This window comes from Neobacillus sp. DFD-2R, assembly GCF_057747865.1.
The window spans coordinates 972,299-989,769 of sequence record NZ_CM173228.1; the positions used below are offsets into that span (position 1 = coordinate 972,299).

General features: G+C 41.0%; 14 protein-coding genes. 6 read left to right on the forward strand and 8 right to left on the reverse strand.

The features are described 5' to 3' along the window. The first annotated feature begins 80 nt into the window (after nucleotides 1-80). The 4 genes from AC3ANV_RS04710 to AC3ANV_RS04725 all read left to right on the forward strand — a co-directional run bounded on the left by AC3ANV_RS04710 (nucleotide 81) and on the right by AC3ANV_RS04725 (nucleotide 4,117). Complete coding sequence (locus AC3ANV_RS04710; RefSeq protein ID WP_488312512.1) at nucleotides 81-1,019, forward strand: magnesium transporter CorA family protein; 939 nt, start codon at nucleotides 81-83, stop codon at nucleotides 1,017-1,019. Between the two features lie 226 nt (nucleotides 1,020-1,245). Continuing rightward, nucleotides 1,246-2,730, forward strand: coding sequence for an aldehyde dehydrogenase family protein (locus AC3ANV_RS04715; protein WP_488312513.1), 1,485 nt, complete (start codon nucleotides 1,246-1,248; stop codon nucleotides 2,728-2,730). A gap of 119 nt (nucleotides 2,731-2,849) precedes the next feature. Further along, nucleotides 2,850-3,251 (forward strand): cytosolic protein, encoded by a 402-nt coding sequence (locus AC3ANV_RS04720; protein ID WP_488312514.1) that lies wholly within the window; start codon nucleotides 2,850-2,852, stop codon nucleotides 3,249-3,251. Nucleotides 3,252-3,400: 149 nt separating this feature from the next. Further along, nucleotides 3,401-4,117 (forward strand): VC0807 family protein, encoded by a 717-nt coding sequence (locus AC3ANV_RS04725; RefSeq protein WP_488314139.1) that lies wholly within the window; start codon nucleotides 3,401-3,403, stop codon nucleotides 4,115-4,117. Nucleotides 4,118-4,157: 40 nt separating this feature from the next. Here AC3ANV_RS04725 and AC3ANV_RS04730 read toward each other — a convergent pair whose 3' ends face one another. Beyond that, the gene (locus AC3ANV_RS04730) at nucleotides 4,158-5,684 is read right to left on the reverse strand and encodes an MDR family MFS transporter (RefSeq protein WP_488312515.1); all 1,527 of its coding nucleotides are present in this window, start codon (nucleotides 5,682-5,684) and stop codon (nucleotides 4,158-4,160) included. A gap of 154 nt (nucleotides 5,685-5,838) precedes the next feature. On the opposite strand from AC3ANV_RS04730, the gene AC3ANV_RS04735 reads away from it, so the two are divergent. Continuing rightward, the gene (locus AC3ANV_RS04735; protein ID WP_488312516.1) at nucleotides 5,839-6,306 is read left to right on the forward strand and encodes a MarR family winged helix-turn-helix transcriptional regulator; all 468 of its coding nucleotides are present in this window, start codon (nucleotides 5,839-5,841) and stop codon (nucleotides 6,304-6,306) included. Nucleotides 6,307-6,324: 18 nt separating this feature from the next. Continuing rightward, the gene (locus AC3ANV_RS04740; protein ID WP_488312517.1) at nucleotides 6,325-7,191 is read left to right on the forward strand and encodes an aldose epimerase family protein; all 867 of its coding nucleotides are present in this window, start codon (nucleotides 6,325-6,327) and stop codon (nucleotides 7,189-7,191) included. On the opposite strand, the gene AC3ANV_RS04745 is transcribed toward AC3ANV_RS04740, so the two are convergent. The 7 genes from AC3ANV_RS04745 to AC3ANV_RS04775 all read right to left on the reverse strand — a co-directional run bounded on the left by AC3ANV_RS04745 (nucleotide 7,102) and on the right by AC3ANV_RS04775 (nucleotide 17,408). After that, on the reverse strand, nucleotides 7,102-7,449 hold the full coding sequence (locus tag AC3ANV_RS04745; protein ID WP_488312518.1) for a hypothetical protein: 348 nt from the start codon (nucleotides 7,447-7,449) through the stop codon (nucleotides 7,102-7,104). The two genes, AC3ANV_RS04740 and AC3ANV_RS04745, sit on opposite strands and share 90 nt — an antisense overlap. A gap of 38 nt (nucleotides 7,450-7,487) precedes the next feature. Then, nucleotides 7,488-8,702, reverse strand: coding sequence for an MFS transporter (locus AC3ANV_RS04750; protein ID WP_488312519.1), 1,215 nt, complete (start codon nucleotides 8,700-8,702; stop codon nucleotides 7,488-7,490). Between the two features lie 13 nt (nucleotides 8,703-8,715). Further along, nucleotides 8,716-9,129, reverse strand: a complete 414-nt coding sequence (locus AC3ANV_RS04755; RefSeq protein WP_488312520.1) for a MarR family winged helix-turn-helix transcriptional regulator — start codon at nucleotides 9,127-9,129, stop codon at nucleotides 8,716-8,718. Nucleotides 9,130-9,816: 687 nt separating this feature from the next. Then, a complete protein-coding gene (gene metH, locus AC3ANV_RS04760; protein ID WP_488312521.1) occupies nucleotides 9,817-13,266 on the reverse strand; it encodes a methionine synthase in 3,450 nt (1,149 codons plus the stop codon). Further along, complete coding sequence (locus AC3ANV_RS04765) at nucleotides 13,244-15,112, reverse strand: bifunctional homocysteine S-methyltransferase/methylenetetrahydrofolate reductase (protein WP_488312522.1); 1,869 nt, start codon at nucleotides 15,110-15,112, stop codon at nucleotides 13,244-13,246. The genes metH and AC3ANV_RS04765 overlap by 23 nt, the downstream gene beginning before the upstream one ends. Further along, nucleotides 15,109-16,296 (reverse strand): cystathionine beta-lyase, encoded by a 1,188-nt coding sequence (metC, locus tag AC3ANV_RS04770; RefSeq protein ID WP_488312523.1) that lies wholly within the window; start codon nucleotides 16,294-16,296, stop codon nucleotides 15,109-15,111. Before metC ends, AC3ANV_RS04765 begins: the two co-directional genes overlap by 4 nt. Then, complete coding sequence (locus tag AC3ANV_RS04775) at nucleotides 16,296-17,408, reverse strand: methionine biosynthesis PLP-dependent protein (protein WP_488312524.1); 1,113 nt, start codon at nucleotides 17,406-17,408, stop codon at nucleotides 16,296-16,298. Before AC3ANV_RS04775 ends, metC begins: the two co-directional genes overlap by 1 nt. Nucleotides 17,409-17,471 lie beyond the last annotated feature (63 nt).

A 17,471-nucleotide genomic window follows, 5' to 3' on the forward strand; every position in this document is an offset into this window, starting at 1 on the left:
GATTGAATTGGATTCTTCAAGAATATCAGCTCTAGAGAAGGTAGGATGGCTTCCTCAAAATTAAAGTGAGGAGGTTTAATATGTTAGAAATATTTAAAAGCAACGATGAGAGAGTTTTAGAGAAAATTGATAAGATTACTAAAGGCTGCTGGGTTAACATGTATTCACCGACACAGGAAGAAATTAATCAAGTCGCGAATGATGCCCAGATTGATGTTGATTTAATAAAAGATGCATTGGACGATGAAGAACGTCCAAGGATTGAAAGAGATAACGGCCAAGTTTATATTATCGTCGACTTTCCTTATATTACCCATGATGAATCAGGATTTCCGATTTACGAAACAATCCCAATTGGAATCGTCCTAACAGATGATTGTATTATTACCGTTTCATTAAAAGACTCCCCAATCATGGAGGAATTTAGGAAAAACCGGATAAAAGAATTTTTCACCTTCAAAAAAACCCGGTTTGCGCTACAAATTCTATTTGTGATTTCATCTTATTACCTTCGTTATCTAAAACAAATTAATAAGAAGACAAATGAAATTGAACGGGAAGTACATCAATCGATGAAAAACAAAGAATTATATGCCTTTTTAGCATTAGAAAAGAGTTTGGTGTATTTTACGACCTCATTAAAATCAAATAAGGTCGTATTGGATAAAATTCTCCGTTTTAATTATCTGAAAATGTATGAGGAAGATAAGGATTTATTAGAAGATGTTATTATCGAAAAAACGCAGGCCATCGAAATGGCAGAAACCTACCGGTCCATTTTAAATGGGATGATGAATGCCTTCGCATCGATTATTTCCAATAACTTGAATATTGTCATGAAATTTTTAACATCGATAACCATTATTCTTTCATTCCCAACGATGGTGTCCAGCTTCTACGGAATGAACGTCAATATCCCATTTCAACACAGTCCTCATTCATTTTTAATTGCATTGTTATTATCCGGATTTTTATCTTGCATAACTGCCTTGATATTTTGGAAAAAGAAGTATTTTTAAAATGCCAGCCTGTTTTCGGGCTGGTTTTGTTTGTTTATCGTAAAAAATCCATCCTTTGTTCTAAAAATGTCTAAAAATGCTGTCGTAAATATTTTTAATAATTAAATAATTTTTAGTTGATTACTAGTTTTTAATAGTGCTAGTATTAACAAGGTAATGTAAGCGTTACCAATTAATGTTTACAAGTTTTCCAAGGCTGTACATAAAGCAAAGGGAGGAATAACAATTGAGTCAAGTAGCAATCAGTTTAAAAGAAAAGGTTGAAAAATTCCTATTGGGGAAAAAGAAGCTATTCATTGATGGTCAATTTGTAGAAAGTCTCTCTCAAAAAACGTTTGATACCTATAACCCTGCTACCGGCGAAGTCCTTGCGGCGGTTTTTGAAGCCGGGCCGGAGGATATCGATCGGGCAGTAAAAGCTGCACGCAAAGCCTTTGATGAAGGTCCATGGTCAAGAATGGGTACAGCAGAACGCAGCCGCCTAATGTACAAGCTAGCAGATTTGATGGAACAAAATAAAGAAGAGCTAGCACAACTGGAAACGTTAGATAACGGAAAGCCAATTAGAGAAACAACAGCTGCGGATATCCCGCTTGCAATTGAGCATATGCGGTACTATGCAGGCTGGGCGACGAAAATCGTCGGACAGACAATTCCTGTAAACGGACCGTACTTTAATTATACCCGCCACGAAGCAGTGGGTGTTGTTGGACAAATTATACCTTGGAATTTCCCGCTTCTAATGGCAATGTGGAAGTTAGGAGCCGCACTTGCGACCGGATGTACAGTTGTCTTAAAGCCTGCTGAACAAACTCCACTTTCAGCATTATATTTAGCAGAGTTAATCCAAGAGGCAGGGTTCCCTGAAGGGGTTGTCAATATTGTTCCGGGCTTTGGCGAAACAGCCGGCCGGCCGCTTGTTGATCATCCGCTCGTTGATAAAATTGCCTTTACCGGTTCGACAGAAGTCGGGAAGTCAATCATGGAAGCAGCAGCAAAAACGCTTAAACGAGTGACGCTGGAGCTTGGCGGAAAATCGCCGAATATTATTTTACCTGATGCAGACTTAACCAAAGCAGTTCCAGGCGCTTTAAACGGCGTTATGTTTAATCAAGGACAGGTCTGCTGTGCCGGCTCACGTGTATTTATTCAGAAGAAACAATTTGATAATGTTGTTGCCGATATGGTAAGTCATGCGCAAAAAATTAGGCAGGGCTCCGGTTTACATGCAGATACCGAAATCGGGCCGCTCGTTTCAATTGAGCAGCAAAACCGTGTTCTTGGATATATCGAAAAAGGCGTGAAAGAAGGGGCAGAACTTTTAGTGGGCGGAGAAAAGCCATTTGAACAAGGATATTTTGTTTCCCCGACGATTTTTGCCGATGTACGTGATGAAATGACCATTGCTAAAGAAGAAATTTTTGGTCCGGTCATTTCTGCTTTGCCATATGAAGATCTTGATGAATTGATCGATCGTGCGAACAATAGCCAATTTGGTTTGGCGGCAGGTGTTTGGACGAAGGATGTGTCAAAAGCACACTATATTGCCGGACGACTTCGTGCCGGCACCGTTTGGGTAAATTGTTACAATGCCTTTGATGCTGCATCTCCTTTTGGTGGCTACAAACAATCAGGTATTGGCCGTGAAATGGGATCGTATGCCTTGAATAACTACACAGAAGTGAAAAGTGTCTGGGTAGCGTTGAAATAGATTCTTTGCCCGAAATTAGCCGAAAATTGATAGCGAGAACTGGAATACTTTCAGTTCTCGTTTTTTTATTGTTAAATTGGGTATGCTAAACCTATATTTGCTTATTTAAGGAGGATATTATGAAATCATTTATTGTAGGCTTTCATCAAGAAGATAATGTAGATAGCATGCAGATTCAAAAATTAAGTCAAGAGGAATTTAATAAAGCAACGGAAGGCGGAACAAGACATTTATTTGATCTAGACACTAACGTCGGTTTTTTTGTCTTTTTTGATGCAGAGGATGCAGATGGAGATGTTTCCTATTTGATGCTTCAATATGAAGAAGATAATGAAGATCCCATTGGGTGCTACTCCTTCCAGATGAAGGATTTTTACGAGTTTATGGCACTTTACTTAAATGATTTGGAGTTTAATGAAGAAATCGACGAAGAAGCTGATGAGGAGGAATACGGACCGATTCATCATTTAGCACACCTCTTGTTTCATATTGTTGAAGAAGGCAGGGATTTGGAGGTATAAAGCTCGATTTTCTTTCAAAAAAAGGTTGAGGACGCCGGAAATAATGGCGTCCTTTTCTTTTTTATGGGGCAAAAAATACATAATTAAATAGAAATTAAAATAAAGTATACTAGTCCACAAAAAATGGGAGTCCTTAAATGAGAAAAGAAATGAACCTGATAGCAGACCTTTTTTTTTACTTCCTTTGTCCACTTGTAATCTGGGAAATATGCAGACCATATTTCAATGATTATCTTGCCATAATCTTTTCCTATATGCCAGGGATGATCTATAGCTTTTATCGATTGTTCTTTTCTAGGGGGCTTAATTTCACGAGGGTATTTTTGTTCATAAATATTATTGCTGAATTGGCAGTGGTTTTATTATCTCGTTCACCCATACAAGTATTATGGAATTCAGCTTTTTACTCCATAGGACTAGCATTCCTTTACCTTACCAGTTGTTTTATTCATAAGCCTCTTTTCTTGTATTTTGCTTTAGATATATTGGTTTTACAGGGATATGACAGGGGTATAACGAAGGGGATGCTGAAAGAAACAAATTCATTAAACATTCTAAAAGCCATGACCGTTATTAATAGTATTGACCACCTCCTTTATTCCCTGCTTTTAATCCAATCCATTACAAAAAATGGAATAGAGGTATACAGTTACAGTATTATCATTGATCAGACGCTAAGTTTAATAATATCCGGGATTTCTGTCATTGGATTTATCCTATTATATAAAAATATAGATGAAATTAAATTGGTTCATCAGCTGAAGTCAAGTGGTCAACGGAGAAAAAAACGGCCAATGTTAGCTTTTACCTGGTACTATAAACATTATGAAATTAATTATTTTTTTCTCAGCAATCAGAGAAGGTAATAGTAAAAAAGACACTGGGTGCAAATCCAGTGTCTTTTGTTTAGCTTTTCCTAACTTGTTTGGAGACTTGAACTCGCGCTTTACCCATAAAAAGAATCACAATGGCTGCAAGAACAATAGGAATCAATGCAAGCACAAACGTGTGTGTAATTGATTCTGACATGGCATGAACAATTTTATCTAAAATAAAGCCGGGGATCTTTGAACGTTCGCTTGCTTGGAAAATCTCACGTGGATCACCCATTTTAAACGATGCTCCTCCTTGATTACCGGCTCCCTGCATCCCTTTAAATGCTTCCTTCAATTTATCAGTAAACATGTTCGTTTGAATCGAACCGAAAATGGTTACCCCTAATGTCATCCCAAATGAGCGAAGGAATGAATTTGTGGAGTTCGCTGTACCACGGTATTGCGGCTCCAAATTGTGCATGGACGCTGTTGGCAATAATGAGAAGGAGAAACCAACCCCGAATCCAACAAGAATCATATAAATCGTTACTAAATAACGAGCTGTATCAGGCGTCATGTTTCCAAGGAAGAACATTCCAGCCACATAGGAAATGATTGAGATAACCATCAGGTTTCGATAAGTGGTCTTAGTTAGGAAGATCCCGCCTACCGAGCTGCCTGCCACAGATCCTAACATCATCGGTGTTAAAATTAATCCGGCATTCTTAGCGGATCCGCCATATACAGCTTGCACGAAAATCGGAATAAAGACAGTGAGAATAATAAAAGTGCCGCCATATAAAAAGGAAAGAAGCTGCGACGTTGCAAATAAACGTCTTTTAAACAACCACAACGGTAAAATCGGTTCTTCCGCCTTGATTTCGGCAATGAAAAAGACGACGAAAAAGATGAAAAAGCTTGCAAATAACCCGATAATTTGTGGAGAATTCCAATCATATTCTTTTCCGCCAAATTCGAGGGCAAACATTAAGCTGACAACGGAGATGACAAGAGTAATTGCGCCAGCCCAATCAATTTTTTGCTTCGAATGCTGTAAAGATTCTTTATAAAAACGAATAATCAAAATAAGGGAAACGATTCCAATCGGAACATTTACATAAAAGACCCAATGCCAGCTAAAGGTATCGGTTATATAAGCTCCGAGCAGCGGTCCTAAAACGCTCGCTGCACCAAATACGGCACCGAGTAAACCGGTCATTTTTCCACGGTTTTCCGGCGGGAAAATATCAAAAACAATCGTAAAGGCGATCGGCATGAGAGCCCCGCCGCCAATCCCTTGAATGGCCCGGAAGATACTTAACTGAATGATGCTTTGTGCCAATCCGCAAAGGGCAGATCCGATTAAAAATACAGCTAATCCGAATATGAAAAAGCGTTTCCGCCCGAACATGTCTGACAGCTTCCCGAAAATCGGCATACCCGCCATAACAGCAACCATATAGGCGGACGTTACCCAAATAAATTTGTCAAAACCGCCAAGGTCTGACACGATTGTTCCCATCGCCGTCGCTACAATCGTATTATCCATAGCCGCCATTAAAATCCCTAATAGCAGACCCGCAACAACGAATTTAAGGTTATTATCTTTTTTTATCATAAAATATCTCCTTATTCATTCCTGAAATTTAAAGTAATCGTTTTAATAAACCTCCTTTATTTTAAAAATGGGATAAGATAAAATAAACATTAGAATACCGTATATCTTGATAATCAAGATATTTTAATTTTAAAAGGAAGGATGAAAACTGTCAATGGCTATGTCCAATCATCCTGAGCTCATTAGTCAATTAATTAGCGGCTTGCGAAGATTAACCACGAGAACGGTTCTTTTTCAACAAAAGGCCGCTCATACTCTTGGGGTTATTCACACTGATTTTAAAACGGCTGACATTTTGAATGAAGTCGGACCCCTGACTGCAGGTGAGTTAGGAAAAATGACAGGTCTTAGCACTGGATCTGTTACTGCTTTAATCGACAGGCTCGAGCAAGCAGGGTTTGTGAGGAGAGAAAAGGATCCGGGCGACCGTCGTCGGGTCATAATCGTTCCCGTTAAAGAACGTCAGCAGTATATCAAAGAGCATTATGTCCCTTTAAACAAATCTTTTTCAGAATTATGCTCACACTATAATGAAGCGGAATTATCGCTTATTATTGGCTTTATTGAAAAAACGATTGCCATTCATGAACAAGAAATTCAACGAACCGGTCAATCGGATTAGGAAGGATGTAAAGAGTTTATGTATCAAGTTAAAGTATATAAAGATAACGCATTGGATGTTTATGAACTGATTCATTCGGGAGCTGATTCCTGGTTAAAGGTCGTTCCCGAGCGCGGAGGAATTATTATCGGCTTTGGAGTTAACGGAGAAGAAACACTTTTCCTCAACAAAGAAACTTTATATAATCCTGATAAAAATATCAGAGGCGGTATTCCGATTCTTTTTCCGATCTCCGGTCAATTAGATAACGGCGAATATGAATGGGACGGGAAAGTTTTTCAAATGAAAAATCATGGTGTGGCAAGAAATCAGTCATGGGAAATAATTGCCACCAAGGCAGATCAAGATCAGGCATCCATTACTTTATGTTTAAAAAGTAATGAAGAAACTAAAAATGAATATCCATTTGATTTTGAATTAATTTTCACCTATACCTTAAATGAAGCCGGGTTAGAGATACATCAGCAATACATAAACCATTCCGAATCATCGATGCCAATGTATCCGGGTTTTCATCCATACTTCAAAACAACATATAAGGATTTGTCATATGTAACGGATGCAAAAACGTACTTGGATTATAATGATATGGCGGTAAAAGAAATGGAAGGAAGCTTGGACTTAACGGAAAAGAAGGAATCCTTCGCACTTTTGGATGCAGCCCAAAGAGAAATTGAATTTGAATTACCTGATCGCCAGAAAACGATAAGGCTGACATATGGTGAGGAATTTAAATATGTTGTCCTGTGGACGGAAAAGGGCCAGGATTTCGTTTGTGTGGAACCATGGATGGCATTAACAAATGAACTCAACCGGAAAGAGCAATTGGTTATGGTTCAGCCGGGGGGAAATTTGAAAACCGGGCTGAAGATTTTCGTAAAATAAAAGAAGGTCAGCCTCTAGATAGTCTTCTTGGCAAATATAATAAAAAGAACCATCATTTCCTTCATGGGATTGATGGTTCTTGTGTTTAAATAGATATAAATGATCTTTCTTCGTCTTGGTTGTTCTTGTTCGCATGTCAGTAAAAACAAACGGACTACGCTTTGCTTCAGGATTCATTCTTCCTTCACGCGTCAGCTTTTCGCGCAGTTTTTTGGCTTTTGACTTTGCCATAAAATCACTCCTCATATAATGGTACATTCCATTATATTACATTAAGAGCGTATTTGCGAGGTGTTTTAGGATTCTTTTACACTTAAATTTTGTTCGCTTTTTAATTTCTGTGATGAAGCCTGTTTACGTGTATGCAAGAAATAGTAGAGAACAGCTCCGAAAAGAATATAGAAGGAAGATAAGTAATATAAAGAACTATAATCCATTTTTGCCACAACCAAGCCCACTAAAAACGAACCCAGCGCAATACCCATATCAAAAATCGATAAAAAGGTAGCTGTTGCTATGCCTCTTTTTCTAGGTGCAGCATCCTGAATGGCAATTGTCTGAAAGGTTGGAAAAAGGGTTCCCCATCCTAAACCAATTATTCCAGCTGAAACGAGGAAAGTAACCGCTCCACCGCTTCTGCTTAAAACAAACATTCCGATTGCAAATAGAAAAATGGCTGGAAAGGTAATAACGTTAGAACCATATTGATCCAACCATTTTCCAGTAAACGGTCTTGACATTAACAGAACAATAGCATATACCACAAAGAAAAGACTTGAGACATGTTCAAGATGAATTTCATTTGCATAAACCGATACGAATGAAAGTAGGGCTGAATAGGCGATTGCAAGGAAGCCGCCAACAATCGCAATTGGAACAGCAGAAGCTTCGACAAGGTTTCGAATGGAAAAAGCTGAACGAACTACCATTTGCTTTGATTGTTCTGTTTTCGTAAGCTTAACACTTAAACCGGTAATCAAAGCACCGACAGCAACAATCACACTGATGATAAACATGATTTTTGCGCCCCATTGTTGAATGGCCATCAAACCGAAAAATGGACCTATTACCATTGCCATATTTGTCGACATAATAAAGTATCCCATTCCTTCTCCGCGGCGTGAAGTCGGAATGATGTCGGCAACAATTGTACCTACAGCTGTTGTCGCCATACCAAAACCAACTCCATGTAACAGACGAATCACAAGAAAACCGATGACGGTTTTTGGGAAAAAGTATAAGAGTGAGGCACCCGCGAAAATTAAAAGTGCTATTAACAATACTTTTTTATTCCCAACCCTTTCAAGCCATTGACCCGCGATCGGCCGTGAAATGATGGAAGAAAGCAAAAAGACAGTGGTCATTAATCCTGCTTGGGTGGCACTGCTGTGAAATTCCTTTAATGCAAAAATGGGAAGGGTAACAAGCAGGATATAAAAAGTCAAAAACAGAAAAAAATTACTTAAGGAAATACTGATAAAATCCTTTGTCCATAGTTTAGGTTTGTTCATGTGATGCACTCCTTTATAAAAGATTCTTTAACCATTCGCTTTGTAAGGAGAAAAGTTGTTCTTGGGATTCATCTGGGAAATTTTTTAATAACGACTGATTATGATCGATAACCGCTTTTTCCCACTTTGGATACTCCTTTAAGGCCGCTTCGGTTAATTGAATATGCTTTTCCCGTTTGTCTTTCCCCGGCACTTGTGTAACATATCCTTGTTTGACTAGTCTTTGAATGGTTCTTGTCATCGGCGGTGCTTCAACAAATAAATACTCACAAAGTTCTTTTTGCGTTAAGGAACCTTTTGTTTTTAAAACAAAAATGACAGCCCACTGAGCGCCGTATAGTCCAAATGATTTCAATACTTCATTGAGTTTGTTGGTGAGGTGTCTTGAAAGCTGATGAAGTGTATGGAATAATTCGTGGCTATGCATGATGAAAATCACTCCGGATATTTAATTAGTAAAATTAGTTACCTAGGTAACTATAAGGTGTTTTATAAGGATTGTCAAGAAATGTTCACAGTTTGAAGTGTCACAATAGCGTTTGCGGAATCATTGAGAATTCGCGCGGAATGAAAAGGAAAGTTCGCGGAATGCTCAGGAATTCGCGTGGAATTAATAAAAAAGTTCGCGGAATAATCAAGCAAACGTGCGGAACCCATATGAATCCCGTAGGAGAACCATAAAAGTTCGCGGAATGCTCAGGAATTCGCGCGGAATAAATAAAAAAGTACGCGGAATAATCAGGAATTCGCGCGGAATTAATAAATAAATTCGCGGAATCATCGAACAATCGCACGGAATCCATATGAATCTCGTAGGAGAACCATGAAAGTTCGCGGAATGCTCAGAAATTCGCGCGGAATTAATAAATAAGTTCGCGGAATTATCGAGCAAACGCGCGGAATCCATATGAATCTCGTAGGAGAACCATAAAAGTTCGCGGAATGCTCAGGAACTCGCGCGGAATAAATAAAAAAGTTCGCGGAATCATCAGAAATTCGCGCGGAATTAATAAATAAGTCCGCGGAATCATCGAACAAACCTGCGGGAAAAAATAAAAATCCCGCGGAACGATGATGATTTTCCGCGGAATCTAAAAACTCTTATTAAAAAATCCTACCTTAACACATTGAAATACCTAGCCTCAGGATGTGCAAATACAATCGCCGAAACTGAAGCTTCCGGTTCCATCATGCATCCTTCAGTTAATTGAATACCAATTTCTTCTGGACGGATCAGACCGAACAATTTCTTCTGATCTTCTAACTCAGGACAAGCAGGGTATCCAAAGGAGAAACGCTGACCTTGATAATGTGCCGCGAAACGATCCTGCATCGAGAAATCAATTGGATCCGGGAATCCCCAGCGGTCGCGCATTTGCCGGTGAATCAATTCAGCAAAACCTTCTGCAGTTTCAAGTGCAAGTGCTTGAAGAGCATGACACTCCAAGAATCGTCCTTCACTTTTAAATTGCTCAGCTCGTTCACGAATGCCGCGGCCTGCTGTTACTGTAAAGAAGCCGACATAATCTTTCTCACCGCTATCAACTGACTTAAGAAAATCAGCTAAACACAAATGCGGTGCTGACTCCTGGCGTGGGAAGTCAAACGTTTCAATGACCTGTTCAGGGTTTTCAGGATGATAAATAATTACTTTGTTCCCATCCGATTGAGCCGGGAAAAATTGATAAACTGCTGCAGGTGTGATCCAATTATTTTGACTGGCATCTGCTAGCAATTGATCGACTACTCCTTTTACCTTTAGCGCCTTTTCATCCTTCTCGGCTACTAATTTTGCGATTTTCCCTTTTACGCCAAGATGATGGCCGATCAACATTTGCATATTGATATACGGTTCAATATGAGATAGAGAATATGATCTTAGTAAATGCCTCTTCGTATCCATTGGCGTAAAGACAGGAACCTGTGTTGACACTGCCGGCTTTGGTTTTACCGCGACGGAAACAGTAGCTGGGCGTTCATATTCCCTAGGAATATCTAAAGAGGCTAACTTTTTACTTTTCTCTTCTAACAAATTTTGAACTTCCTCTTCCGAATTCAGCTGATTCGCAAGGGCAAGACCTGTCATCGCATCCTTTGCATAAAGGACGAGACCATCATATTCCTTGGAAATTTTGGTATCGGTAAACTTTCGTGAAAGGGCAGCGCCTCCAACTAAAATCGGCACGGAAATTCCCGCTTCCTTCATATCCTGTGCCGTTAAGACCATTTGCTGTGCTGATTTTACCAGTAAGCCGGATAATCCAACCATATCAGGTTTTTCCCTACGAATCGCCTGAACCAAATCGGTTGGTGAAACCTTTATGCCCATGTCGATGACATCATAACCGTTATTGCTAAGGATAATGTCGACAAGGTTTTTACCGATATCATGAACATCGCCTTTGACGGTTGCTAAAATAACTTTTCCTTTTGAAGAGGAAACATCGCCTTTTTCCATGTACGGTTCTAAAAACGATACGGCTGCTTTCATGACTTCGGCACTTTGCAGCACTTCAGCAACAATAAGCTGATTATCGTTAAAGAGACGGCCGACTTCCTTCATCCCTTCCATTAATGGACCATTAATAATCTCAAGCGGTGCAGGATAGGCTTCGAGTGCTATGGCTAAATCCGGAAGCAATCCTTCCTTTGTTCCTTCTATAACGTAATAAGCAAGACGCTCCTCCAAAGTCATATTCGGAACTGTCACTTTAGCTTCCTTCTTTTTGCCCCGATAAAATTCAGTAAATGTAGCCAACGTTTCATCAGTTGTATTAAAGAGGAGCTCTTCTGCCATTGCCACTTCTTCTTTGGATATCGAAGCGAATCGCTCCAGTTTTTCTGTATTGACAATCGCATAATCAAGCCCGGCCTGTGTGCAGTGGTAGAGGAAAACTGAGTTTAACACTTCACGGCCAACAGGTGGAAGTCCGAATGATACGTTGCTGACTCCGAGAATGGTTTGTGTTTCAGGAAGCTGTTCTTTGATAAGGCGAATTCCTTCAACGGTTGCTTTTGCCGAACCAATATATTGTTCATCCCCGGTACCGACCGGAAACACAAGCGGGTCGAAAATAAGATCCTGCGGGTTAAGATGATATTTGTTGACTAACAAGTCATAGGACCGCTTCGCAATGGCTAATTTTCGCTCCGCCGAAACACCCATGCCTTCTTCATCAATGGTTCCAACAACAACAGCTCCGCCGTAACGATGAATTAACGGTACAATCGCTTCGAAGCGTTCTTCGCCGTCTTCAAGATTGATCGAATTAATGATGGCCTTTCCTTGTGAAAACTTTAGCGCCCTTTCGATTACCTTTTCATCCGTTGAATCGATAACAAGCGGTACCTTGATTTTCTTCACCACTTCTTTAATGAAGTTTTCCATATCGACAATTTCTTCACGATCGGGATCGGCAAGGCAAATATCGATGACATGTGCGCCGCTTTTTACCTGTGCTCTGGCAATTTCCGAAGCTTCCTCAAATTTCCCCTCGATAATCAACCGTTTAAATTTACGCGAACCAATAACATTTGTTCGTTCGCCCACCATAATCGGGCGGAGGGTAGGGTCGTCGTAAATAAATGGCTCAATGCCAGAAACCATGTGAGTTAATGATGATTTGGTTTCCCGCGGCTGGTAATTTTGCATCACTTCAGAAATGGCGCGAATATGCTCCGGAGTGGTACCGCAGCATCCGCCAACAATGTTAAGCCATCCTTGGGCCGCAAAGTCCCCAAGCTTCTTCGCCAAGGTTTCAGGTGTTTCATGATAGTGTCCTTCTTCATCCGGTAAACCGGCATTCGGATAACAGCTGACAGCAGATGTAGCCAAATTCGCCAATGAGCGGATATGCTCCTGCATAAATTCCGGACCTGTTGCACAGTTCAAACCGACCGCAACCGGATTCATATGTTCAATAGAAATATAGAAGGATTCAATGGATTGACCGGCAAGCGTAGTGCCCATTGGTTCAATGGTTCCTGATAGCATTAACGGCAGCGTTTTGCCTGTTTTTGAAAAAGCATTTTGGATCCCAACGAAACCGGCTTTGACATTCAACATATCCTGACTCGTTTCAAGAAGAAGAAGGTCGACTCCGCCGTCAATCAAGCCAATGGCTTGTTCTTCATAGGAAGCAGTGAGTTCATCAAACGTTGTCCCGCCGGTGACACTTAAAGTTTTTGTCGTCGGTCCCATCGAACCGGCAACATAGCGGGGCCATTCATCTGTCGAAGCCTTTTGTGCTTCCCGGCCCGCGATCAGTGCGGCGATTTTATTAATTTCATACGCTTTGTATCCAAGTCCATATTCATCAAGGACAATGCTCGTTGCCCCGAAGGTATTGGTTTCTATGATATCTGCTCCTGCCTCTAAATATTCTTTATGAATAGTAGCAATCACCGAAGGAGCTGTTAAATTCAAGTTCTCGTTACAGCCATCATATTCTTCACCGCCGAAGTCGGCAGCCGTAAGATTGGCCCGCTGGAGCATCGTACCCATTGCCCCGTCCATTATGAGGATTCGTTTCTTTAGTTGATCAATAAATGGAGCTTTCGACATAGCTGTTCCCCCTAATCTGACTTGCACGCTGACGGGCATAAATTGCCAACTCTGCTGTTAGTTCATAGCGTAAAAATGGTGTAATTAAATAAATTCCGTTAAATAGGTCAAGGGCTGCATCAATTAATGATTTCGTAATTTCAATTCCTTCACGAACGGCAAGCTCAGGATTGTCATTTAAGGCAGCCATAGATTCGCGAATGCTATCGGAGATTTTGATTCCCGGGACTTCGTTATGAAGAAACTCGGCATTTTTGCTGCTTAACAATGGCATTAAGCCGATATAAATCGGTGCTTCTAGATGCTTGGTATTTTCATAGACTTCGAGTAATTTCTCTTCGGAAAACACCGGCTGAGAGATAAAGTAATCGGCCCCGAAGTGAATTTTCTTTTCAAGCCTTTTCACCGCTTTCTCGAGTGAGCGAACGTTTGGATTAAAGGCAGCGGCAATGCTAAAGGCGGTCTTTTGTCCAAGATCTTTTCCTGAAAAAGATAACCCGTTATTCAGCTGCTTAATCATTTGGATTAACTCGAATGATGAGACATCGTAAACGGATGAAGCTCCAGGGAAATCTCCCACTCTGGCAGGATCGCCGGTAATCGCCAATACATCATGCATCCCCAGGGTATGAAGGCCCATTAAATGAGATTGCAGGCCAATGATATTACGGTCTCTGCAGGCAATATGGATAAGTGGTCTCATTCCTAACTCTTGTTTAACCAAATATCCTAATGATTCATTCGAAATTCTTACAGAGGCAAGGGAATTATCGGCTAGCGTAATCGCATCGATTCCTGCTTCTTTTAATGCTCTTGCCCCTTCAAAAAACTTAGTCGTATCGAGCTTTCTCGGAGGATCTAATTCGACGATTACGGACGGCTTTTCTTTTACGAGTTCCTGAAGAGGAGAATCCTCCCGCTTCGCCGGAACAGAAACGGCTTCAACAATAATCTTCTCCGGCTTTAATTTTACGCTTTTTTCTGAAATCGGTACACTATTCTTTAGTTCGGAAGCAAAGGCCTTAATGTGTTCCGGTGTTGTCCCGCAGCAGCCGCCAAGCAAGCGGACACCTTCTTTTCGAAAGGCTTGTGCGGACTGCCGAAAATAATCTGCATCACTTTCATAGTGGAATTTTCCGTCTGTATAGGTCGGAAGACTGGCATTTGGATACGCCGAAAGATATGCATGCTTTGGCAGTTCGATCTGTTCAAGTGCTACGAGCATATGATGGGGACCGAGCCTGCAATTGAGGCCGACTACATCTGCACCAAGTCCTTCAAGACGCTTTAGGGCATTATTTACGGGTATTTGATTTTGCAAAATTCCCGGCTCCTGCAAGGAAACCTGAGCAATGATTGGCAGCTTTGTTTCCTTCCTGGCGATGGTGAGAATGGTTTCAAGCTCTTCAAAGTCATAAAAGGTTTCGAGCAGTATTCCGTCCACACCCTCTAACAATAGACAATACAGCTGCTCACGGAAGCTCCGCTTTATATCTTCCTTTGTAATAGAATTAGGCTTGATACCGCGATTTCCGCCAATCGTACCAAGAACATATGCTTGATTTCCCGCAGCGATTTTGGCATTTCGGACAGCGGCGCTATTAATTTCTTTAACAGAGTCCTCCAGACCGTATCTTAGCAGCTTCAGATAGTTGGCCGCATAGGTATTGGTTTGGATGACATCTGAACCGGCATCGATATAAGCTTTATGGATAAGCTGGATTTGCTCCGGGTGAGACAGGTTTAATTCTTCAAAACAACAATCCGTCCCATATGAGTAGAGAAGTGTGCCCATGGCGCCGTCAGCAATTAAAATTTGATTTTGTAATTTTTCTAAAAAGCTCATGAGGATTCTCCTTGCTGTAAAACTAATTCTTTTTGCTGAATAGATTCCAGGGCATCAGAGAAATCCTTAATAAGGTCATCGGGATTCTCCAGGCCAACTGATAAACGAATCAGGCTATTTTTAATACCGCGTTTTTCCCTCTCTGCTTCGGGCATTGCGGCATGAGACATTTTGGCCGGATAAGATAAAATCGACTCAACCGCCCCGAGGCTTACAGCAAAAACAGGGATCTTAACCTTTGAAACAAAGGAACGAAGGGCATCCTCATCAGCCAGTTCAAAGGATAAAACCGCTCCGGGACCGGCTGCTTGGCTTTTTTGCACATGGTATTGCGGATGATGCTCAAGGGCCGGATAATGTACCTTTGCAACGAGCGGATGCGCATCTAAAAATTCCGCCAGTTTAATCGCTGATTTTTGCGATTGTTCCAGGCGAACGTGAAGTGTCTTTAATCCCCTTAGAACGAGCCATGCATCCTGAACGCCAAGGATTGCCCCAAAGCCATTTTGCAAAAAGCCCAATCGTTTCGCCAAATCTTCGTCCTTGACAACGGCAAGTCCTGCGACGACATCACTGTGACCGGACAAAAATTTAGTGGCACTATGCAGCACAACATCTGCGCCAAGCTCCAATGGTTTTTGCAGGGCAGGAGTTAGAAAGGTATTATCGACATAGGTTAATGCCCCAATTTCCTTTGCTAATTCGCATATTGCTTTGATATCCGTTACCTTCATTAACGGGTTGGATGGTGTTTCGACATAAAATGCTTTTGTATTTGGCTGAATCGCCTGTTTTACTTCATCTATATTGGTCATATCGACAAAGGTATGCTCAATTCCGAATCTCGTCAGAACCTGTGTAACCATCCGAAACGTACCGCCGTATACATCTTCGGTAATAACCATGTGATCACCTTGAGAAAGAAGAAGAAAAGCGGTTGAAATGGCGGCCATTCCTGATGAAAAGGCAAAACCTTTAGTGCCGCCTTCTAATTCGGCAATCACATCCTCCAACGCTTCTCTTGTTGGATTTAAACTGCGGCCATAATCATATTTACCAAACTGATCGAAATCCGCTTGGTGGAAGGTGGATGCATGCTGGATCGGTACACTTACTGCCCCAGTAGCAGGATCAACCTTGTGCTTATTATGAAGGAGTCTTGTTTCAAATGTATATTCACCCATTATGCAATCACTCCTTCTTTAATTTTGGCAAATGCCTGTTCAAGATCCTGTTTAATATCCTGTGAGTCTTCAATTCCAACGGAGAAACGCAATAAACGATTGCACACTCCTTGTTGGATTCGTATCTCTTCCGGTATATCAGCATGTGTTTGTGTTGCCGGATAAGTAATGAAGCTTTCCGTACCGCCAAGACTTTCAGCAAAAGAAATGAGAGATAAACCTTGTAGGAACGGATTCACCCAAGATTCATCTTTGATCCGGAAAGAAAGCATTCCGCCTTTTCCAGGATAAAGGACGTCAGTTACACCGTCATGATTAGAAAGATATTCAACAAGTTCCTTCGCATTTTTCTCATGTCTTTCCATTCGGAGGGCTAGTGTTTTCATTCCGCGCATGACCAGCCAAGAATCGAATGGACCAAGAACTCCACCTGCTCCGTTGTGATATAATGCCAGGTCTTGACAAATTTTTTCACCCTTCGCAACAATCAGCCCGGCAAGGACATCATTGTGTCCGCCTAAGTATTTAGTGGCACTATGAATGACAATATCGGCACCAAGTTTGATTGGCTGCTGGAGGAGTGGAGTATAGAAAGTATTGTCAACAATCAGCAAGATTCCGTGTTTCTTGGCAATTTTTGAAATAGCGGAAATATCTGATTCCTGCATGAGGGGATTGGTCGGAGTTTCAAGAAAGATGGCCTTTGTATGAGGAGTAATCTTACTTTCCACTTCGTCCGGACAACACGTATTCACATATTGAGTCTTTAAGCCCCATTTTTTAAAACCTTGCTCTAACAAACGGTAGGTACCGCCGTATAAATCTTCACTTATTAACCATTCATCTCCGGATTGGAATAATGAAAGAATCGTATAGATGGCTGCCATTCCCGAGCTGCAAGCATAACCTTGGTCCCCATATTCCAAATCGGCAATTGCTTTTTCAAGGAGCTGGCGAGTCGGATTTCCTGTGCGGCTATAGTCAAAGCCCGTTGACTGGCCAATCCCCTCATGACGGTAAGCCGTTGAAAAATAAACAGGTGGGTTTACAGTTCCTGTTGCGGTTTCACTGCGATTTCCAATTTGAGCAAGCTTCGTTTCAATTTTATACATGTCATCCACTCCCATTTTTTAAAATAATAATAAAAAAAAGCCTTCTTATAAGAAGAAGACTTT